This window comes from Streptomyces sp. 11x1, assembly GCF_032598905.1.
Lineage (GTDB): Bacteria > Actinomycetota > Actinomycetes > Streptomycetales > Streptomycetaceae > Streptomyces.
In genome coordinates this window covers 8,978,095-8,997,549 of record NZ_CP122458.1, presented here as the reverse complement: position 1 = coordinate 8,997,549, position 19,455 = coordinate 8,978,095, and the positions used below count along the sequence as shown (strand labels likewise).

Below are 19,455 nucleotides of genomic sequence, written 5' to 3'. Positions count from 1 at the left end.
TGATCGGTGTGCGATGGGCTCCCCCCACCGCCTCGTCCACCTTGCCACCGCATGGGCGGTTCGCGGCCGAGACCTTGGTCACACGTCGGCGCGGCCCCGGTCGTCCGGGAGCCGCGCCGCACCTGGTCTGCCGCGTCAGAGGATGCCCACCGCCGAGAGCGCCGCGCGCTGGCGGGCCGTGGGCCGCGCCGGGAAGTACACGTAACAGACGCCGCCGGTGCCGGAGACGACCTTGCCGGCGGCGTTGTACCGCTTGGTCCGCAGCCAGATGTTCTCCCACTCGCGCCGCCGGTAGACCCGGCGCACCGCCTCGTTGGTCGGCGAGTTCGGGTCGTTGGCGATGACGTCGCCCTCGGCCGTGAAGCCGATCACCGTCATCAGATGCCCGGCCGTGCCGTAGCCCGCTCCCGTCAGCTCCTCCGCGAGGAACGACTGGGAGGTGATCGCCGGGATGCCCGCCCCGATCAGTGTCTCCAGGTCGGTGAGCGAGCCCAACCGGGTCACCACGCCCTGGAGGTCCTGGTAGGTGGCGGCGTACGCGGCGTTGAAGGGCCAGTTGCCGCAGCCCTCGTACTGGTAGTCGAAGGTGAACCGCGCCGCGTGGCACACCTGCGGGTCCGTGAACGCCGGGTCGACCCAGGCCAGGTCGGCGGCGGTGGGCTTCCTGCCCCAGAACTCTATGACCATCTGCGAGGAGGTGGGGCTGCACCAGGCCTCGCCGCCGTTGTCGTACTCGGGGTACTGGCCCTTGTGGATCTCCTGCGAGTAGCGCGGGACGTCCAGCTCCCGTGCGAGTCCGGGCGTCGAGGCGGGGACGGTGAAGCGGTCGGGGACGTCGGAGCCCATCGCGCCGAGGCGCCAGACCATGGGGGTCAGCCGGGTACCGGGCGTGCGGTACAGCGTCAGGCGCAGCCGGTAGGAGGCCAGGCGCAGGCCCGTCGCCGGGTCGTCGATCGCGAAGGTGTCCGTCCAGACACTGCTTCTGCCGTCCTTCTGGCCGTCGACGGACATCCGTCTGATGTCCCGGTCCCCGGCCGCCCACCGGCCGAGCACGTACCAGGGCGTGTCGGTGCCGTCGGAGTACGTGCCCTTGAGCTCGATCCCGATCCAGGTGCCTTCGGGGGTGTGCGCGTTCCAGGAGGCGACGGCCTCGGTGGCGGGCACCGTGAGCCGGTGGACCGCCGAGGTCCAGGTCCCGTACTCCCAGGCGGCCGTACGCCCGGTGTGCGGGTCGGTGTAGTCGGTGGTCCCGAGCGGCGAGTCGATCACCAGCCCCGGCCGCGTCCCCGCCTTCGCCAGGGTGCCCCGGGCGCTGCCCGAGCACCAGTCGGTGTACGAGGTCCAGGCACGGAAGTCAGTGAAACGTTCCGGTGCTCGCGTGGGGCGGACGGGGGCCTCGCCCCGGCCGCTCGTGGTGTCTGCGACCGCCTGACCCGCCGCTCCCGCGGCCGCCGCGGCGGCTGCGGTGGCGACGGCTGCGGTCAGGACGGTCCTGCGGGACGGCTCGGAGAGGCTCGTCATCTGCGGGTGACCCCCAGTGGTCCGGAAGGAACGGTTCAGACGCACGGCTGTTCGCCCACTATGGACGCCGGGGAACGACTTCTGCCAGCACCTCGCGCCGCGCCACGCCCGCCAATATTGGTCGACACCAGTGGCGTATCCGCGGCCGCGCGGCATGGTGTTCAATCCACCTATGCACGATTCCCCCGCTCCCGTGGACCCCGCCGTCGACGACCTCGCCGCGCGGCTGCGGCGGCTGCCGCCCTCCTGCGGGCCGGTCCGGCTGGTGGGGGTGGACGGGCACGCCGGTTCCGGGAAGAGCACCTTCGCCGGACGACTGGCGGACGCGCTCGGCGGCGCCCCGGTACTGCACCTCGACGACATCGCGACGCACGAGGAGCTGTTCGCGTGGACGGATCGCCTGCTGGACCAGGTGATCGAGCCGCTGCGCCACGGGCGGAGCGCACGCTACGCACCGTACGACTGGCGTGAACGCGGCTTCGGCCCGGCGCGTGTGCTGCCGAGCGCGCCGGTGGTCGTCGTGGAAGGGGTGGGTGCGGGCCGACGGGTGTTGCGGCCGTTTCTGGCGTGGCTCGTGTGGATGGAAGTGGCGGAAGGGGACGCCTGGGCACGGGGGCGGGCGCGGGACGGGGCGGAGCAGGACGACTTCTGGGCCGACTGGGTCCGGGCGGAGCGGCGGCATTTCGCCGAGGATCCTTCTCGGCCGTTCGCCGATCTGCTGATTCGGCCGGGAAACGCGGGGTACGAGGTGCTCACGGGACCCCCGACGGCTCCCGGATCGGCACCGCACCTCACTCAGGGTGACGAGCCATCCGCAATGTGCTGAACTTGTGAAGAGGGCTGTCCGAGAAGTTGCCCGAGGGCCCCAACTCGGCTTGACCGGGGGGCCGTACAGGTCTTACGTTCTCAATGTGCGGTCATTCGATACCGCCCAGATACGCGAAGCCCCCGGTTGTTCCCCCGTGATCGGGGGCTTCGTTCTGCCTTCTTCGCGGCTTTCCGGAACCCCAGGGACACCATTCCTTCACCCTCGGTGACCGTCCGCAATGCGCCCCGTCTGCTCCCACCTCGCAGGACGAGGGTTGCGGCACCCTTCGAAGGGCGCCCGACCCGCAGGTACGATGCCCAAGGTGCGACCTTCGGACGGCTGCAGCAACGCACCGGCGCAACTCCCGTCCGCGGCACAGCGGTTCGACGAAGGCTGCCGACGGGCACCGGCCCGTTCGGTTTCCAGCGGGGGCACGGTTTGTGGGGGACGTGATGGACTTCGGCTCGCGGGGCCCCGAGGCCCCGGCCGACCTCGCCTGGCTGCGAGGCGTGGACGCCTACACCATGGGCGCCTATCCGCAGGCGGAGGAGGAGTTCCGCGCCGCGGTGCGGATGGATCCGGGCATGGCGGACGGCTGGCTCGGGCTGCACGCGCTCCGGGTGGACACGACGACCGCGCTGCTGCGCATGTTCCGGCACCGGGAACGCTTCGGGGAGCAGCGCACGCGGCACCGTCGTACCCTCAACTCCTGGTACTGGCTGGGCTGGTGGGTACAGCCGGTGCTGGAGAGCCCGCGTGATCTGCTCCTCGCGCACGCCTCGCACTGGCTGGACGGACGCCATGTGCCCGAGCTGGACCGGGCGCTCGCCGGGCTGCCGCCGGTCGACGCGGACCATCAGGTGCGGTTTCTGCACGCCTGCCGCGCCTATCTGGTCAAGGACTGGGAGCAACTGGTCCGGCACACCGATCCGCTGCTCGACGATCCCCTGCTGGGCATCGAGGCCGGCCTGTTCGGCGGGATGGCCAGGGTGCGGCTGGAGACGTACGGGCAGGCAGAGCCGCTGCTCTCCGCGGCGCTGATGCGCTGCCGCAGCGAGCAGCCGCAGCGCAAGGAGCTGCGGTACTGGCTGGCCCGCGCCCACGAGGGCACGGGGCGCAGCGCGGCCGCGCTGCCGCTGTACCGGGCCGTGCACCGGGTCGACCCCGCCTTCATGGACACCTCCGCCCGGCTGGCCGCGATCGCCGAGGGGGACGGGTACGACGACGATGCGAGCGACTTCGCCGCGATCTCGCTCGCCGGGATCGGCCAGGACGTGCTCGACGGCGACGGGCTGGAGCCGTTCTTCGACGCCGAGGGCCGGGATCTGAAGGTGTCCGATCCCGGACCGCCGCCGTCGGGCGGGCTGCCGCCCGAGGCCGGCGACACCTTCGTACGGGAGAAGTCCGCCGTGGTGCCGGTGGAGCCGCTGTCCCTGCCGGCGGGGCCGACGGATCCGGAGCTGTTGGAGGAGGCGCTGGCCGAGCTGGAGCGGATGGTCGGGCTGGAGCCGGTGAAGCGGCAGGTCAAGGCGTTGTCCGCGCAGCTGAACATGGCGCGGTTGCGGGCCGGGCAGGGGCTGCCCGTGCAGCCGCCCAAGCGGCATTTCGTCTTCTCCGGGCCCTCGGGCACCGGGAAGACGACCGTGGCGCGAATACTGGGCCGTGTCTTCTACGCGCTCGGGCTGCTCGGCGGCGATCACCTCGTCGAGGCGCAGCGTGCGGATCTGGTGGGCGAGTACCTCGGGCAGACCGCCGTGAAGGCCAACGAGCTGATCGACTCGGCGATCGGCGGGGTGCTGTTCGTGGACGAGGCGTACTCCCTGTCCAACTCCGGGTACGGCAAGGGGGACGCGTACGGGGACGAGGCGCTTCAGGTGCTGCTGAAACGGGCCGAGGACAACCGGGACCATCTGGTCGTGATCCTGGCCGGCTATCCGGAGGGGATGGACCGGCTGCTGGCGGCGAACCCCGGACTGTCGTCCCGGTTCACGACGCGGGTCGACTTTCCCTCGTACCGGCCGTTGGAGCTGACCTCCATCGGGGAGGTGCTCGCGACGGAGAACGGGGACGTGTGGGACGAGGAGGCCCTCGACGAGTTGCGGTCCATCTCCGGGCATGTCGTGGAGCAGGGGTGGATCGACGAGCTCGGGAACGGGCGGTTCTTGCGGACGTTGTACGAGAAGAGCTGTGCGTACCGGGATCTGCGGTTGTCGGGGTATCCGTCGATTCCTACGCGGGATGATCTGTCGACGTTGCGGTTGCCGGATCTGATGCAGGCGTACGGGGAGGTCTTGTCGGGGCGGGGGCCCGGAGAACCCTCGGCGATGTGAGTCTTTCTCGCCCCCGCCGCCCCTACCCGTCCCATCCTCAAGGGGCTGCGCCCCTTCGACCCCGCTCGCTTGTCGGTCGTCTGCGGGTCGGTGGGGCTTCTCCCGCAGTTCCCCGCGCCCCTTTTCAGGGGCGCGGGGGAACTGCGCGAACGGGGTCCGGGGCGGAGCCCCGAGTCTTTGACGCGGGTGTCGAAGGGGCGCGCAGCCCCTTGAGGATGGGACGGGTAGGGGCGGCGGAGGCGAAACTCAGCTGGCGAGGGCCTGCTTCGGGGGTTCGCTGAGCCTTGGCTCTGTCACCCGGGTCGGGGGGACCTCCCGGTGGGCCGGGTCCCGGACCTCGCCCACCAGCAGTTCCAGGACGTCCTCCAGCGCCGCCAGACCGAGCACCTTGCCGGAGGCATCCGCCACCTGCGCCAGATGCGTGGCGGCCCGCCGCATGACCGTCAGCGCGTCGTCCAGCGGCAATTCCGCGCGGAGGGTGGTCATGGGCCGCCAGATCTGCTGGGGGACGGCACGGTCGGAGTCCTCCAGGTCCAGGACGTCCTTGACGTGGAGGTAGCGGCCCATGAAGGCCCCGTTCTCCGCGACCACCGGGAAGCGGGAGTAGCCCGTGCGGGCGGTCAGGGCCACGACCTGCGCGGGCGTCACCGAGGGGGCCACCGTCACCAGGGTGTCCCGCTTGAGCAGGACGTCCGTCACCGGGCGGGAGCCCAGCTCCAGCGCGTCCTCCAGACGCTCCTGCTCCTCGGGGTCGAGCAGCCCGGCCTGCCCGGAGTCCTCGACCAGCCGACCCAGCTGGACGCTGGTGAAGACGGCCTCGACCTCGTCCTTGGGCTCGACGTGAAAGAGTCTGAGGACCACGCGGGCGCAGGCACCGAGACCGGCCGTGACGGGCTTGCACAGCCGCGCGAAGGCCACCAGGGCAGGGCTCAGCCACAGCGCCGTCTTCTCCGGCGCCGCCATCGCCAGGTTCTTCGGCAGCATCTCGCCGATGACGAGGTGGAGGAAGACGACCACGGCCAGCGCGATGACGTAGCCCAGGGGATGGATCATGCCGTGCGGCAGGTGGATCGCCTCGAAGAGCGGCTCCAGCAGCCGGGCCACCGTCGGCTCGGCCACCGCGCCCAGGGTCAGTGAGCAGACGGTGATGCCGAACTGGGCGGCCGCCATCATCTGGGGCAGGTTCTCCAGGCCGTGGAGGACCTGGCGGGACCGGGTGGTCCCGAGGGGTTCGATCTGGCTGCGCCGGACGGAGACCAGGGCGAACTCGGCGCCGACGAAGAAGCCGTTGGCGAGCACGAGGAGCAGGGCGAACAGGAGTTGGAGCATGCTCATCGGGTGGCCTCCACGGCCGAGGCGGCGTCTGTGGCGGGGGTGGCGCCCGTGACGCGGGCAGCCTCCGTGACGGGGATGGTCGCCTTCACGTCGGCCGCCGCCGCGGCGGTGTCCTTGCCGACGGCTGCCGCCTCCCGGCCGGGGGCGGTGTCCGTGGCGGATGCGGTGCGCACGAGCCGGACGCGCTCCGCGCGGTAGTGGCCGACCTGGCGCACCGCCAGCCGCCAGCCGGGCAGCTCGGCGTGGTCGCCGGGGGCAGGGATACGGCCGAGCAGATCGGCGACCAGGCCGGCGACCGTCTCGTACGGGCCCTCCGGGACGTCGAGACCTATGCGCTGGAGCACGTCGACGCGGCAGCTGCCGTCGGCGTCCCAGGCGAGGCGGCCGTCCTCGGGCGGGGCTGCGGCGAGTTCGGGCCGCTCGTGCACGTCGTGCTCGTCGCGCACCTCGCCGACCAGTTCCTCGACGATGTCCTCCAGGGTCACCACCCCGGCCGTCCCGCCGTACTCGTCGACGACGACGGCGATGGGCTGCTCGCTGCGCAGCCGGGCCAGCAGCGGCTGCACGGGCAGCGACTCGGGGACGAGCAGCGGGGTCCTGGCGATCCGGCCGACCGGGGTGTGCAGTCGTTCGTGGGCGGGGATCGCGAGGGCGTCCTTGAGGTGGACCATGCCGACGATCTCGTCGATCCGCTCCCGGTAGACGGGGAACCGGGAGAGGCCGGTGGCGCGGGTCAGGTTGACCACGTCCTCGGCGGTGGCCGAGGACTGCAGGGCGCTGACCTTGACACGCGGTGTCATCACGTTCTCCGCGGTCAGGTCGCCCAGGGAGAGGGTACGGACGAAGAGGTCGGCCGTGTCCTGTTCCAGGGCGCCGGCCTGGGCCGAGTGCCGGGCGAGGGAGACCAGTTCGCCGGGGGTGCGGGCGGAGGCCAGCTCGTCGGTGGGCTCGACGCCGAAGGCGCGGACCAGACGGTTGGCGACCGCGTTGAGAGCGGCGATGACCGGGCGGAAGAGACGGGAGAAGACGTGCTGGGGGCCCGCGACGAAGCGGGCGACCTGCATGGGCTTCGACACCGCCCAGTTCTTGGGGACCAGTTCGCCGATCACCATCTGCACGGCCGAGGCCAGCAGCATGCCGACGACCACGGACACCCCGGACACGGCGCCTTCGGGTATGCCGATGGCGGTGAAGGGGCCGTGGAGTATCTCCGCGAGAGCCGGTTCGGCGAGCATGCCGACGACCAGGGAGGTGATGGTGATGCCGAGTTGGGTGCCGGAGAGCTGGAAGGACAGCTCCTTGAGCGCGCCCACCACCTTGTGGGCCCGGCGGTCGCCCTCGGCGGCGGCCTTCTCGGCCTCCGGGCGCTCGACCGTGACGAGGCCGAACTCGGCGGCCACGAAGAAGCCGTTGGCGAGGATCAGCAGGAACGCGGCTCCGAGGAGCAGCAGGGGGATGGTCATGCCGCCGCCTCGGTGTGCCGGGAGGGGGCGGCGCAGGTACTACAGGACGATCCGTCCATCGCTGGAGGGAGTCACTCCTCGAATAGCAGGGAGCCCCTGCCTTCCGGGGTGGAACGACAGAGGCGGAGGCGCGACGAAAACGCCTCCGCCAACAGATTAATCAAGACAGGGGCCGGTGCGGCAGGGGCGACGGCCCCGAGTCGGCCCTGATCTTGGTCCGGGTCCCCCCGGACACGCGTCCGGGTCAGCCCTGACGCTGCTCGGGCTCGGTGACCGACCGGGCCTCGACCAGCGCCCTCAGGGTCCGGGCGTCCTCGATGGCTCGCTGCTTGGCGATGCCCGGCTGGATGCCGAGCGCGGGCATGCTGGTGCCGTCGGTGAGGTCGAGGAAGACCCAGGGGTCGCCCACCCGCAGGTTGACCTGCACGATCTCGGCCCAGCCCAGCTGCCGCCGCGCGGTGATGTTCACGACGGTGACGCCGGCCTCGTCGGCGACGACCTTGGGCCGGGAGAGCATGCACAGCACCCCGGCGAGCATGGCCGCCGTGAAGACGAAGCTGAGCCGCTCCCCCGGGCCGAGCGTGGGCAGCAGCAGCGCGACGACCGTGATGACCACGAAGATCGCGCCGGCGGCGGTCAGCAGTACGGCCCGGGTGCGGCCCGGCCGAAAAGTGACGGGCAGGGCGGGGAGGGGGGACTGGTCCGGCATGGCGTGCGACTCCCCGGCCGTCAAAGGCGGCAGGCGTGGATGGCGGTGGTCAGGATGGCCCGTGCGCCGATGTCGTAGAGGTCGTCCATGATCCGCTGGGCCTCCTTGGCCGGGACCATCGCCCGGACGGCGACCCAGCCCTCGTTGTGCAGCGGCGAGACGGTCGGGGACTCCAGGCCCGGGGTGAGCGCGACGGCCTTCTCCAGCTGCTCGACGCGGCAGTCGTAGTCCATCATCACGTACGTCCGGGCCACGAGGACACCCTGGAGGCGGCGCAGGAACTGCTGCACCTTGGGCTCGTTCTCCGAGGTCGTGTCGGCGTCGACGCGGCGGATGACGACGGCCTCGGACTTCATGATCGGCTCGCCGAAGACCTCCAGGCCGGCGTTGCGCAGGGAGGTGCCGGTCTCGACGACGTCGGCGATGACCTCGGCGACGCCCAGTTCGATGGCGGTCTCGACGGCTCCGTCGAGGTGGACCACGGAGGCGTCGATGCCGTTGTCCGCGAGGTGGCCCGCGACGATGCCCTCGTAGGAGGTGGCGACCGTCTTGCCCTTGAGGTCCGCCACGCCGTCGGCCGTGCCCGGCTTGGAGGCGAAGCGGAAGGTGGAGCGGGCGAAGCCGAGGGGAAGGATCTCCTCGGCCTTGGCGCCGGAGTCGATGAGCAGGTCCCGGCCGGTGATGCCGATGTCGAGGCGGCCGGAGGAGACGTAGATCGCGATGTCGCGGGGGCGGAGGTAGAAGAACTCGACCTCGTTGGCCGGGTCGACGATCCGCAGCTCCTTGGACTCCCGGCGCTGCTGGTAGCCGGCCTCATGCAGCATCTCCCCCGCAGGGCCGGACAGGGAACCCTTGTTGGGGACGGCGATGCGCAGCATGAGGCGAGCTTCCTTCGTTCGTACGTACGGGATCGAATGCGGTGTGCGGCTCAGAGGTGGGCGTACACGTCGTCCAGGGAGATGCCGCGGGCGACCATCATCACCTGGACGTGGTAGAGCAGCTGCGAGATCTCCTCGGCGGCTGCCTCCTTGCCCTCGTACTCGGCGGCCATCCAGACCTCGGCGGCCTCCTCGACGACCTTCTTGCCGATGGCATGGACGCCCTTCTCGACCAGTTCTGCGGTGCGGGAAGTGGCGGGATCGCCCTGGGCGGCCTTGTGCTGGAGCTCGGTGAAGAGCTCCTCGAACGTCTTCTTGGACATGGTGAGGCTCAGCCTACGCGCAACCGGCCGTGCCTCAGCGCCAGGGTTCAGATACTGAGCGGAGGGTCGCGGCGGTCGCCACCGCCGCGGTCACCGCCTCGTGGCCCTTGTCCTCGTTCGAGCCCTCGATACCGGCGCGGTCCAGGGCCTGCTCCTCGGTGTCGCAGGTCAGTACGCCGAAGCCGACGGGGACTCCGGTGTCGACGGAGACCTGGGTGAGCCCCTGGGTGACGCCCTGGCACACGTACTCGAAGTGGGGGGTGCCGCCGCGGATGACGACACCGAGGGCGACGATCGCGTCGTAGCCGCGACCGGCCAGGACCTTGGCGACGACGGGGAGTTCCCAGCTGCCGGGGACCCGCAGCAGGGTCGGCTCGTCGATGCCCAGGTCGCGCAGGGCGCGCAGGGCGCCTTCGACGAGGCCGTCCATCACCTTCTCGTGCCACTGGGCCGCGATGACCGCGACGCGCAGGTCGCCGCAGTTGCGTACGGACAGTTCGGGTGCGCCCTTGCCGCTCACGTTGCTCCTTGGTTCCTGGAACTCTTGCTCGTTGGTCTTGCCGCTGGTCGTTCGGTGTTACTGGTTGCCGCAGGTGGACGTGGTGGCCGTGTCCAGCCAGGGCAGGTCATGGCCCATCCGGTCCCGCTTGGTGCGCAGGTAGCGCAGGTTGTGCTCGCCCGCGCGGACGGGCATCGGCTCGCGGTCGGTGACGGCGAGGCCGTGCCGGACGAGGGCGTCGGTCTTCTCGGGGTTGTTCGTCATGAGGCGCAGGCTGCGGACGCCGAGGTCCTGGAGGATCTGGGCACCGGCGCCGTAGTCCCGGGCGTCGGCGGGCAGGCCCAGCTCCAGGTTGGCGTCGAGGGTGTCACGGCCGAGCTCCTGGAGTTCGTACGCGCGCAGCTTGGAGAGCAGTCCGATGCCGCGCCCCTCGTGGCCGCGCAGGTAGACGACGACGCCGCGGCCCTCGGTGGCGATGCGCTGGAGCGAGGTCTGCAGCTGAGGGCCGCAGTCGCAGCGCAGCGAGTGGAAGATGTCGCCGGTGAGGCATTCGGAGTGGACCCGGACGAGGACGTCCTCGCCGTCGCCGATCTCGCCGTGGACGAGGGCGACGTGCTCGACGCCGTCGACGGTGGAGCGGTAGCCGTAGGCCGTGAAGTCACCGAAGGCAGTGGGGAGTTGGGTCTTCGCCTCGCGCCTGACGGTGGGCTCGGAGCCGCGCCGGTAGGCGATGAGGTCCTCGATGGAGATGATCGTCAGGCCATGCTTGCGGGCGAACGGGATCAGATCGGGCAGGCGCAGCATGCGGCCGTCCTCGCCGGCGATCTCGACGATCGCGCCGGCCGGGCGCAGACCCGCGAGGCGGGCGAGGTCGACGGCGGCCTCGGTGTGGCCGTCGCGCACGAGCACCCCGCCGGAGCGGGCGCGCAGCGGGAAGATGTGGCCGGGGCGGACGAAGTCGCCGGGCTCGGCGGTGCCGCTCGCCAGGAGTTGCAGGGTGGTGGCGCGGTCGGAGGCGGAGATGCCGGTGGTGACGCCGTGCCGGGGGCCCGCGTCGACGGTGACGGTGAAGGCGGTGCGCATGGACTCGGTGTTCTGCTGCACCATCTGCGGCAGTTCGAGCCGGTCCAGCTCGTCGCCCTCCATGGGGGCGCAGATCATGCCCCGGCACTCGCTCATCATGAAGGCGATGATCTGGGGGGTGGCCTTCTCGGCGGCGATGACGAGGTCGCCCTCGTTCTCGCGGTCCTCGTCGTCGACGACGACGACGGGACGGCCCGCCGCGATGTCGGCGATGGCCTGCTCGACGGGGTCGAGCCGGAAGTCCTCGATGTCGTCGGTGCTGTAGAGGATCGGCGCCGTGCTCATGCGGGGGCTCCTTCCAGGGCGGGCTTGCGGGAGCGCAGCCACCAGTCGCGCATGCCCCACAGGACGAGCGCGCCGTAGATGATGTAGACGAATCCGGAGAACGCGTATCCGTTGGCGAAGTTGAGGGGAACGCCGACGAGGTCGACGAGCAGCCAGGCGAACCAGAACTCGACCATGCCGCGTGCCTGGGCGTACATGGCGACGATGGTGCCGGTGAAGATGTAGGCGTCCGGCCAGGGGTCCCAGGACAGGGTCGGGAAGGCGGTGAACAGGCCGCCGACGGCGAGGGTGCCGAGCACGGCGCCGGCGATCAGGTAGCCGCGCTCGCTCCAGGTGGCGAAGCGGGGGGTGATGGCGCCGTCCGCCGACCGTCCCTTGGTGCGGTTCCACTGCCACCAGCCGTACGCGGCGACGGCCATGACGATGACCTGCTTGCCGGCGCTGCCGGTGAGGTCGCCGACGAAGAGGCTGAAGAGGACCAGGCCGGAGAGGAACTGCACGGGCCAGTTCCACAGGGAGCGGATCGCGCCGAGGGCGAGGGCGATCAGTCCGAGGACGTTGCCGATCATGTCCGACCAGAGGATCTGCTGGCCGAAGGCGGTGAAGGCGACGCTGTTCAGGGAGTTCACCGTCCCGCTCCCGGGGTGCCCGCCGTCCCCTGGCTGCCCAACAGGCGCTCGACGTACTTGGCGATGACGTCGACCTCAAGGTTCACCGGGTCGCCGGGCTGCTTGCGGCCGAGTGTGGTCAGGTCGAGGGTGGTCGGGATGAGGCTGACCGTGAAGTAATCGGGGCCGGCGTCGACGACGGTGAGGCTGATGCCGTCGACGGTGATGGAGCCCTTCTCGACGACGTACCGGGTGAGGTCCGCCGGGAGCGAGATCTTGACGATCTCCCAGTTCTCGGACGGCTTGCGCTCGATGACCTGGCCGGTTCCGTCGACGTGGCCCTGCACGATGTGTCCACCGAGGCGCTCACCGACGGCCATGGGGCGTTCGAGGTTGACTCGGGAGCCGACGGCGAGGGCGCCGAGGCTGGAGCGTTCGAGGGTCTCCGCCATGACGTCGGCGGTGAACCAGTCGTCCTCGTGCTCGACGACCGTGAGACAGACGCCGTTGACGGCGATGGAGTCGCCGTGCTTCGCCCCCTGGGTGACGACGGCGCCGCGCAGACGGAAGCGGGAGGAGTCGCCGAGGTTCTCGACGGCGGTGACCTCACCCAGCTCTTCGACGATTCCGGTGAACACTTCCCGGGTCCTCCTGCCTCGTGGGGCACGGACTCCGGGGCTGTCGAAGACGACAGACAGAGCGGACAGCGGCACCGGGAGCGACGCCGTGTGTGGGCCCACCCCTGTCGAGGCAGACCGAAAACAGACGGCGGCGCGCACGTATGCCCACCCGCCGCGCACTGCCTCCCATCCGGACTTTAACCGTCGGTCCAGGAATTTCACCTGGTCAACCGGCCGCTGGAAGCGACCGGGTCGCGGACTGTAACCGCCGGTTCGGACTTTCACCGACCCCGGAGTGCGCTGCTTCTGGTACATGGCCAGTGTGCCACGCCCGGTCGGCACCCATGCGAGTGAGGGCTGTGGGGTGGCTCACAGGCGGCATCACTGGACTTCTCCGGCGAACACCGACGGGTTTCGGCTATCACTGACCTAGTAGACTGTCGCGACTAAGTGTCGTTATGGTTGGTGGAGTTGGTGTCGGGCAGGCTTCGCTTGATGCTTCCGTCCGGCCGGGCAGGGGGTGCTGTGTCCTCGCAGAAGAAGTATCCGGTTGTCTTGAGTGCCGAAGACCGTCGGGCGTTGGAGCGTGTGACGACGACGGGGGTCCGCAGCGCGTCGATGATCAGGCGGGCGCGGGTGCTGCTCGCGTTGGACACCTCGGCCGGCGAGGTCGCTCCGCGGGCGGTGATCGCGGAGCGGGTCGGGGTCTCGTGCGATTCGGTCCGCCTGATCTCGAAGCGGTATGCGGAGACCGGCGGCGATGTGTGGGCCACGGTCGGCCGGAAGGAACGCGCACTGCCGCCGGTGCCCTCCCCGGTGACCGGCGAGGTCGAGGCAAGACTGATTGCGCTGGCCTGCTCGACGCCGCCCGAAGGACACGCCCGCTGGTCGCTGCGCCTGCTGGAGAAGCACGTCGCGCTGGCCGAGGACATCCCGGATCTGGACCACTCCACGATCGGGCGGGTCTTAAAAAAACGGAACTGCGCCCTCACGTGAAGAAGTGCTGGACCATCCCGCCGGCCGCGAACGCGGCCTTCGCCGCGGCGATGGAGGACGTCCTGGCGGTCTATCACCGGCCCTTCGACCCGGCGCGCCCGGTGGTGTGCATGGACGAGAAGCCGTACCAGCTGCTCGGCCACGTCCGTGATCCGCTCCCCGCGCGGCCGGGCCGTGACCGGCGCGAGGACAACGAGTACGTCCGCTCGGGGACCTGCTCGATCTTCTGCTGGGTCGAGCCGCTGCGCGGATGGCGGCGCGTGGACGCGCAGTCCCGCCGGACCAGGGTCGACTGGGCGCACCAGGTCGAGCACCTGCTGACCGTGGACTATCCCGACGCCGCCACGGTCGTGCTGGTGATGGACAACCTCAACACCCACACCACCGCCTCGCTCTACGAGGCGTTCGACCCGGCAAAGGCCTTCGCGCTGGCCCAGCGCCTGGAGATCCACCACACCCCCAAACACGGGTCCTGGCTCAACATCGCCGAGATCGAGCTCTCCGCGCTCACCCGTCAGTGCCTGGACCGCCGCATCGACGACCTCACCGTGCTCAACACCGAACTCGCCGCCTGGCAGCAGCACACCAACAGCAACCAGCGCCAAGTCGACTGGCACTTCACCACCGACGACGCACGCGTGAAACTGCGCCACCTCTACCCAACCACACGACGAAATTAAGCCGCGACAATCTACTAGGGTCAATTTCCGTCACGGCGGCCCCTCTCGAAAGGGTCGCGACCCATTGACCACCTTGGTCTAGTCCTTTTAAAGTCTGCGGTCGCGGTACCCGCCTCGAACGGCCCGGCGGCGGTGACGACGGCCCTTGCCCCGCCGCCGGGTCCCCCGCGCTGCCGGCCGGGGCCGTGACCCGCACGCTGGTGTCCTCGGGACGGCGACGCGTCGACGCGAAGAGGACGGACAGCATGACCACGATCCTGGTGACCGGTGGGACCGGCGTTCTCGGCCGGCCTCTCACCGAGCGGTTGCGCGCGGACGGGCACGAGGTGCGGGTGCTCAGCAGGCACGCGCGGCCGTACGCCGTCGATCTCGTCGCGGGCGGGAGCGGGCTGGACGAGGCCGTGGCCGGGGTGCACACGATCGTGCACTGCGCGACGTCGCCGCGCGGAAGCGACGAGAGGGCGGCGGAACACCGGATCGAGGCGGCACGGCGGGCCGGGGTGGGCCATCTGGTCCACATCTCGATCGTCGGTGTGGACCGGGTGCCGCTGGGCTATTACCGGTCCAAGCTGGCCGTCGAGCGCCTGGTCGAGGGGGCCGGGCTGGGCTGGGCTGGACGATCCTGCGCGCGACCCAGTTCCACGACCTTCTCGTGCTGCTCTTCGATGTTCTCTCGAAGCCGCCGGTCATGATGCTCCCCGCCGGGGTGAACGACCAGCCCGTCGCCGTCACCGAGGTCGCGGGCCGTCTGGCGGACCTTGCCGCGGGCGCCCCCGCGGGCCGGGTGGACGACCTGGGCGGCCCGGAGATCCTCACCTTCCCCGAACTGGCCCGCGCCTACCTGACGGCCACCGGCCGCCGCCGCCCGCTCCTGAACGTCCCCCTGTTCGGCACGGCCTACCGGGGCTTCCGGGACGGCGGACACCTGGCGCCGGAGCGGGCCGTGGGGAACGGGACGTTCGCGGAGCACCTGGAGCGGCGGTTCGGGACGAGGCCGGGCAAGCGGTGAAGGCCAGAAGCAGGGGGCCGGGTACGAGGGTCACCCCCCTGGACCTGACCTGCTGAACGTCCGGCTGTCGCGCGGGCTGGACGTCGGACCTACCGCGCGGGCGCTCCGAACAGGTCGTCCTGGGCCGCCTCCCGGGCCATGAGCAACGCGCCGCGCAGGACCGCGGTCCCGCCGAGGCCGCCGGCCCGCACCTCCGTCGGCAGCGGCGACATGGCCGCCAGCCGCTCCCCCACCCTGACGGCGAGCTCCTCCCCACCGGCCTGCCCGACCTCACCCCCGAGCACCACACACCCGGGGTCGAGCACGGCGACGACCGAGGCGGCGCCGATGGCCACGCGGTCGGAGAGGGCGTCGAGGAAGGCGGCGTGGGGCGCGGGCGCCGACGCGGGCGCCGCGTCGTTCGTGGCGAGGGTGGTCGCCGCCGACCGCACCAGCGTCGCCGCGTACGGCTCGTGCGGCGCGGCCTCGGCCGTGAGGCCGTGTGCGGCGGCCAGCGCCGTCACCGCCGCCGCGCCGCCGAGGGAGTGGAAGCCGCCCTCGCAGTCGACGGCCGAGGGGACCGTGGCCGTGCCCGGGACCGGGAGGAAGCCGATCTCCCCGGTGCCGCCGGAGGCACCGCGCCGGAGGTGGCCGTCGAGGACCACGGCCGCTCCGGTGCCGAGGCCCAGCCAGAGGAGGACGAAGGTGTCGCGGTCGCGGGCGGCGCCGTCGCGCTGTTCGGCGAGCGCGGCGAGGTTGGTCTCGTTCTCGACGAGCACGCGCGCGGGGAGCCGTTCGCCGAGGGCGGCGACCAGGCGGCGGTGCCATGCCGGCAGGCCGCTGGAGTCACGGAGTTCTCCGGTGGCCGGGTCGATCAGGCCGGGGGCGCCGATCACCACCGTGTGCAGCCGGTCGGCGCCCGCTTCCTTGGCCGCGCGCTCCACCAGGGTGACCGCCTGCTCCACCGCGGGCCCGGTGCCGGTGTCGTCCGCGATCGGGACGGACGCCCGCGTCAGCTCCGTGCCGATCAGGTCGGCCACGACGACCGAGACGCCCTCGGTGCGCACATCGAGGGCGGCGAGGTGCGCGCGGTCGGCGACGATGCCGTGGACGCGGGCGTTGGGCCCGCGCCGCTGCTCCCCGGACTCCCCCACGACCTCGATCAGCCCGGCGGCCGTGAGGCGCTCCACGAGGTCGGCCACGGTGGGCCGGGACAGCCCCGTGAGCTGCTTCAACCGCCCTGCCGTCAGCGGCCCTTCCTGCTGCAGCAGCCGCAGGGCGAGCCGGTCGTTGATGGCTCGGGCGGTGCTGGGTGATGCGGGCATGCCGGGATCCTCCCAGAAAGGCGGCGCTCAGGGGTGGTCGGGCCTGGAGCACCTGCTCCCCGCCCCACCTCCTATCTATCAGGCAGGGTTCCTGATAGTTTACGTCAGCGCCATGGGACCCGGGTGGGCCTAGGGCATCGGGGAACCGGAGAGCCGAGGGCGGTAGGCGGGCAGACAGGCAGGCGGTTGCAGACAGGCAGGCGGCTGAGGAACGGAGCGCGGGGGTGTGCCCCCGTACAGGACGCATCCGTGGCGCGGGGCACGGGAGACGCCGGGAGCAGCGCCGGCTGGGCCGCCGTCCGTACGACGGCCGAGAGCCGAAGGCCGGCCGAGTGCCCTCGTGGCGCACCCGGAGTCGGGGCTCGGCGCCCTCGCGACGCGACGACAGCCGAGGCGCGGCGCCTCGCGGCATACCGAGGATTCACGGAGGCGGAGAATGAGCGCGGTGATCTACGAGCGGCGCGAGGTGAGGCGGGCGCGGTACGCCGTGGCGGCCGTGTTCGCGGTGCACGGCGCCGTCACCGGCTCGTTCGCGACCCGCGTGCCGTGGATCCAGGACCATGCGGGTGTCAGCGCGGGCCAGCTGGGTCTCGCACTCGCCTTCCCCGCGATCGGCGCCTCCCTGGCCATGCCGCTTGCGGGACGCATCAGCCACCGGTTCGGCGCCCGGACGGCGTTGCGCGGACTGCTCTCGCTGTGGACGCTCGCCCTGGTGCTGCCCTCCCTCGCGCCGAACCTCTGGACCCTCTGTCTCGCGCTGTTCGTTTACGGCGCGTCGGCGGGCACGGCGGATGTCGCCATGAACGCGCTCGGTGTCGACGTGGAGAACCGCCTCGGGAAGTCGATCATGTCGGGGCTGCACGGCATGTGGAGCGCGGGCGCCCTCGTCGGCTCGGCGGCCGGCACGCTCGCCGCGCACCTCGGGTCGGACGCCCGGCTGCACCACGCGCTCGCCGCGGCCTCGCTCACCGCGTTCGGGCTGATCGCCTGCCAGTGGGTCCTGGATCTGCGGCCCACCGAGGACGAGGAGCCGCCGCCCCGGTTCGCGCTGCCGCCGAAGTCGGCGCTGCTCATCGGCGCGGTCGGGTTCTGCGCGGTGTTCGCGGAGGGGGCGGCCCTGGACTGGTCGGCGGTCTACCTGCGGAACCAGTTGGAGACCTCGGCCGGGCTCGCGGCGGCGTGCACCACCGGGTTCATGCTGACCATGGCGGTGGCCCGGCTGGCGGGCGACGCGGTGGTCAACCGCTTCGGCTCGGTCCGTACCGTCCGGGCCGGCGGCGTGCTGGCCGCACTCGGCGGGGTCCTCATCGTCGTCGCGGACGCACCGGCGGTGGCGATGACCGGGTTCGCCCTGATGGGCCTCGGCATCGCGGTCGTCGTGCCGCTCTGCTTCGCCGCCGCGGGCCGCAGCGGGTCGAACCCCAGTCTGGCCATCGCGGGGGTCGCCACCATCACCTACACCTCGGGGCTCGTCGCGCCGAGCGCGATCGGCGGCCTGGCGCAGCTGACCAGCCTGGTCGTCTCGTTCGGCCTGGTGACCGTGCTGGCGTGCGGCCTGGTCGTCTTCGCGGGCGTGCTGCGCACCAGCGATCGCGACCGCCCGCAGGTGCCCCGGCCGAACGTGGCGCTGCCCGACCTGAAGCCCTGACCCGGCCGCGCCCGGTTCCCCCGCTGCCCGACCTGAAGCCCTGACCCGGCCGCGCCCGGTTCCCCCGCTGCCCGACCTGAAGCCCTGATCCGGGCGCCGGGCTCCCCCTCACCCGCGCGCCAGCTCGTACGCGTACCCCGGCGAGAACGCTCCGGCCCTCCCCCGGCAGCCGTCGGACTCGCCCGGGAGTTTCACCCACAGATAGGCGTCGACGCGGGGTTCGCCGGTGGTGAGGGTGGGTGGGCGGCCGAGGGCGCGGCCCGCGGGGTCGCACCAGGCGCCGTCGGCCGGGGCGCCGTTGCCGTTGCGGCTGGTGTCGATGACGGCGCCGAGGTCGGCGGGAGCGCCGAGGGCGTCGAGGACTCGGCGGGTGTAGGCGACCTCGGCTTGCGTGCGGTTGAAGTTCGACACGTTGCTGAAGACGCCGTCGGAGCCGTCGGGAGCGGCGGCGCCCGCCTGCCGCAGGAGTGCGGCCTGCTCGACCGGGGTGTTCCATTCCGAGTGCCCGGCGTCGTAGTAGACGCGGGCGCTCGGGTTGGCCGCCTTGACGACCCGGCCCGCGCGGGCGAGTGAGGAGAAGCGGTCGGCGCGGGCGTCGGCGGAGAGACAGTCGGACTGGGCGATCGCGTCCGGCTCCAGGATCACGATGACGTCGTCCGAGCCGAGCCCGGCGGCGAACGCGTCGATCCAGGTGTCGTACGCGTCCAGGTTCGGCGCCCCGCCCTGCGAGGCACCGCCGCAGTCCCGGTCGGGGATCGCATAGGCCACGAGGACCGGCACCTGGTCCCGCGCGGCGCCCCCGGAGGCGACCGCCGCGACCTGTGAGGTGATCGTGGCGGGGGTGGGGGCGGTGAACCAGACGGCGGCGGGGCGATCGGCGATGCCCGTCTCGATGGCGGCGCCGCGCGGGTCGTCGGGGTGGTCACGGACCCAGTCGAGGACCTGCGAGTCGGGGTGGCGGTAGAGCTCGCCGGGGCCGGTCCCGGGTGCGGCCCGCCGTTCGGTCCGCTCCGCCGAGGGCGCCGTGCCGGCCTTCACCGAGGGCCCGCGCGAGTGCGAGGGCGACGGCGAGGTCGAGGTGTGTCGTGGGGAGGTGGGGCCGGGAGAAGCCGGTCCGGTCGGGCCGGAAAGCGCGGAGGGGGCGGAGAGACCGGACGGGTGGCCCCCTGAGCGGCTCGTCGGCGGTCGGTCCTCGTCGCCCCTCTCGCCGCCCGTCGCCGCCACCATCGCGGTGACCGTTCCGACGACGGCCACGATCGCCGCGGCGGCCGTCATGGCCGCGCGCCGCACCGCCCGCCGACGTTCGGCCCGGCGTGCGGCCAGACGCTGGGCGCGTAAGCCTGACACGTGGTGCTC

At 71.8% G+C, this 19,455-nt stretch carries 17 protein-coding genes, 1 pseudogene and 1 riboswitch; of the genes and pseudogenes, 6 read left to right on the top strand and 12 right to left on the bottom strand.

The genetic code is table 11. The features are described 5' to 3' along the window. Positions 1–135 precede the first annotated feature (135 nt). Positions 136–1,521, bottom strand: a complete 1,386-nt coding sequence (locus tag P8T65_RS39585) for a peptidase C39 family protein (protein WP_316730190.1) — start codon at positions 1,519–1,521, stop codon at positions 136–138. A 172-nt stretch (positions 1,522–1,693) separates the two neighbouring features. On the opposite strand from P8T65_RS39585, the gene P8T65_RS39580 reads away from it, so the two are divergent. Together P8T65_RS39580 and P8T65_RS39575 are read left to right on the top strand one after the other, a co-directional pair. Further along, positions 1,694–2,347, top strand: coding sequence for a hypothetical protein (locus tag P8T65_RS39580; protein ID WP_316730189.1), 654 nt, complete (start codon positions 1,694–1,696; stop codon positions 2,345–2,347). Between the two features lie 434 nt (positions 2,348–2,781). Then, entirely contained in the window at positions 2,782–4,659 is a 1,878-nt protein-coding gene (locus tag P8T65_RS39575) for an AAA family ATPase (RefSeq protein WP_230219294.1), read from the top strand. A 246-nt stretch (positions 4,660–4,905) separates the two neighbouring features. Here P8T65_RS39575 and P8T65_RS39570 read toward each other — a convergent pair whose 3' ends face one another. The 9 genes from P8T65_RS39570 to P8T65_RS39530 form a co-directional block, all read right to left on the bottom strand. Further along, positions 4,906–5,994, bottom strand: coding sequence for a hemolysin family protein (locus P8T65_RS39570; RefSeq protein ID WP_184896470.1), 1,089 nt, complete (start codon positions 5,992–5,994; stop codon positions 4,906–4,908). Further along, a complete protein-coding gene (locus tag P8T65_RS39565) occupies positions 5,991–7,457 on the bottom strand; it encodes a hemolysin family protein (protein ID WP_316730188.1) in 1,467 nt (488 codons plus the stop codon). The genes P8T65_RS39570 and P8T65_RS39565 overlap by 4 nt, the downstream gene beginning before the upstream one ends. Before the next feature lie 244 nt (positions 7,458–7,701). Beyond that, positions 7,702–8,166 (bottom strand): PH domain-containing protein, encoded by a 465-nt coding sequence (locus tag P8T65_RS39560; protein WP_184896468.1) that lies wholly within the window; start codon positions 8,164–8,166, stop codon positions 7,702–7,704. Between the two features lie 20 nt (positions 8,167–8,186). Next, the gene (gene hisG, locus P8T65_RS39555) at positions 8,187–9,044 is read right to left on the bottom strand and encodes an ATP phosphoribosyltransferase (RefSeq protein ID WP_184896465.1); all 858 of its coding nucleotides are present in this window, start codon (positions 9,042–9,044) and stop codon (positions 8,187–8,189) included. A 50-nt stretch (positions 9,045–9,094) separates the two neighbouring features. Then, entirely contained in the window at positions 9,095–9,367 is a 273-nt protein-coding gene (locus P8T65_RS39550; protein WP_003988914.1) for a phosphoribosyl-ATP diphosphatase, read from the bottom strand. 34 nt (positions 9,368–9,401) lie between these two features. Then, the gene (gene ribH, locus P8T65_RS39545; protein WP_033532534.1) at positions 9,402–9,887 is read right to left on the bottom strand and encodes a 6,7-dimethyl-8-ribityllumazine synthase; all 486 of its coding nucleotides are present in this window, start codon (positions 9,885–9,887) and stop codon (positions 9,402–9,404) included. 57 nt (positions 9,888–9,944) lie between these two features. Further along, positions 9,945–11,234 carry a bifunctional 3,4-dihydroxy-2-butanone-4-phosphate synthase/GTP cyclohydrolase II gene (locus P8T65_RS39540; RefSeq protein WP_316730185.1) on the bottom strand — a complete coding sequence of 430 codons (1,290 nt, stop codon included), beginning with the start codon at positions 11,232–11,234 and terminating at the stop codon, positions 9,945–9,947. Continuing rightward, positions 11,231–11,863 carry a nicotinamide mononucleotide transporter family protein gene (locus P8T65_RS39535; RefSeq protein WP_316730184.1) on the bottom strand — a complete coding sequence of 211 codons (633 nt, stop codon included), beginning with the start codon at positions 11,861–11,863 and terminating at the stop codon, positions 11,231–11,233. Before P8T65_RS39535 ends, P8T65_RS39540 begins: the two co-directional genes overlap by 4 nt. After that, positions 11,860–12,480, bottom strand: coding sequence for a riboflavin synthase (locus tag P8T65_RS39530; protein WP_184896457.1), 621 nt, complete (start codon positions 12,478–12,480; stop codon positions 11,860–11,862). The genes P8T65_RS39535 and P8T65_RS39530 overlap by 4 nt, the downstream gene beginning before the upstream one ends. A gap of 154 nt (positions 12,481–12,634) precedes the next feature. Next, positions 12,635–12,765, bottom strand: a riboswitch (FMN riboswitch). 285 nt (positions 12,766–13,050) lie between these two features. Between P8T65_RS39530 and P8T65_RS39525 the strand changes: the two genes are divergently transcribed. The 3 genes and pseudogenes from P8T65_RS39525 (at position 13,051) to P8T65_RS39515 (ending at position 15,147) form a co-directional block, all read left to right on the top strand. After that, positions 13,051–13,458 (top strand): helix-turn-helix domain-containing protein, encoded by a 408-nt coding sequence (locus P8T65_RS39525; protein ID WP_316731502.1) that lies wholly within the window; start codon positions 13,051–13,053, stop codon positions 13,456–13,458. Next, entirely contained in the window at positions 13,455–14,138 is a 684-nt protein-coding gene (locus tag P8T65_RS39520) for an IS630 family transposase (protein ID WP_316724412.1), read from the top strand. Before P8T65_RS39525 ends, P8T65_RS39520 begins: the two co-directional genes overlap by 4 nt. Before the next feature lie 245 nt (positions 14,139–14,383). Beyond that, positions 14,384–15,147: pseudogene (locus P8T65_RS39515) on the top strand (SDR family oxidoreductase). Positions 15,148–15,236: 89 nt separating this feature from the next. On the opposite strand, the gene P8T65_RS39510 reads toward P8T65_RS39515, so the two are convergent. Continuing rightward, positions 15,237–16,451, bottom strand: coding sequence for an ROK family transcriptional regulator (locus P8T65_RS39510; protein WP_316730183.1), 1,215 nt, complete (start codon positions 16,449–16,451; stop codon positions 15,237–15,239). A gap of 436 nt (positions 16,452–16,887) precedes the next feature. Between P8T65_RS39510 and P8T65_RS39505 the strand changes: the two genes are divergently transcribed. Next, positions 16,888–18,099 carry an MFS transporter gene (locus P8T65_RS39505; protein ID WP_316730182.1) on the top strand — a complete coding sequence of 404 codons (1,212 nt, stop codon included), beginning with the start codon at positions 16,888–16,890 and terminating at the stop codon, positions 18,097–18,099. 108 nt (positions 18,100–18,207) lie between these two features. On the opposite strand, the gene P8T65_RS39500 is transcribed toward P8T65_RS39505, so the two are convergent. Further along, positions 18,208–19,374, bottom strand: a complete 1,167-nt coding sequence (locus P8T65_RS39500) for a glycoside hydrolase family 6 protein (RefSeq protein ID WP_316731869.1) — start codon at positions 19,372–19,374, stop codon at positions 18,208–18,210. Positions 19,375–19,455 lie beyond the last annotated feature (81 nt).

Excerpts from the sequence above, each read along its gene's own strand:
- P8T65_RS39575 (WP_230219294.1), top strand. The coding sequence starts at position 2,782 with ATGGACTTCGGCTCGCGGGGCCCCGAGGCCCCGGCCGACCTCGCCTGG.
- P8T65_RS39565 (WP_316730188.1), bottom strand. The coding sequence starts at position 7,457 with ATGACCATCCCCCTGCTGCTCCTCGGAGCCGCGTTCCTGCTGATCCTC.
- P8T65_RS39560 (WP_184896468.1), bottom strand. The coding sequence starts at position 8,166 with ATGCCGGACCAGTCCCCCCTCCCCGCCCTGCCCGTCACTTTTCGGCCG.
- P8T65_RS39540 (WP_316730185.1), bottom strand. The coding sequence starts at position 11,234 with ATGAGCACGGCGCCGATCCTCTACAGCACCGACGACATCGAGGACTTC.
- P8T65_RS39550 (WP_003988914.1), bottom strand. The coding sequence starts at position 9,367 with ATGTCCAAGAAGACGTTCGAGGAGCTCTTCACCGAGCTCCAGCACAAG.
- P8T65_RS39580 (WP_316730189.1), top strand. The coding sequence starts at position 1,694 with ATGCACGATTCCCCCGCTCCCGTGGACCCCGCCGTCGACGACCTCGCC.
- P8T65_RS39570 (WP_184896470.1), bottom strand. The coding sequence starts at position 5,994 with ATGAGCATGCTCCAACTCCTGTTCGCCCTGCTCCTCGTGCTCGCCAAC.
- P8T65_RS39505 (WP_316730182.1), top strand. The coding sequence starts at position 16,888 with ATGAGCGCGGTGATCTACGAGCGGCGCGAGGTGAGGCGGGCGCGGTAC.
- hisG (WP_184896465.1), bottom strand. The coding sequence starts at position 9,044 with ATGCTGCGCATCGCCGTCCCCAACAAGGGTTCCCTGTCCGGCCCTGCG.
- P8T65_RS39510 (WP_316730183.1), bottom strand. The coding sequence starts at position 16,451 with ATGCCCGCATCACCCAGCACCGCCCGAGCCATCAACGACCGGCTCGCC.
- P8T65_RS39500 (WP_316731869.1), bottom strand. The coding sequence starts at position 19,374 with ATGACGGCCGCCGCGGCGATCGTGGCCGTCGTCGGAACGGTCACCGCG.
- P8T65_RS39585 (WP_316730190.1), bottom strand. The coding sequence starts at position 1,521 with ATGACGAGCCTCTCCGAGCCGTCCCGCAGGACCGTCCTGACCGCAGCC.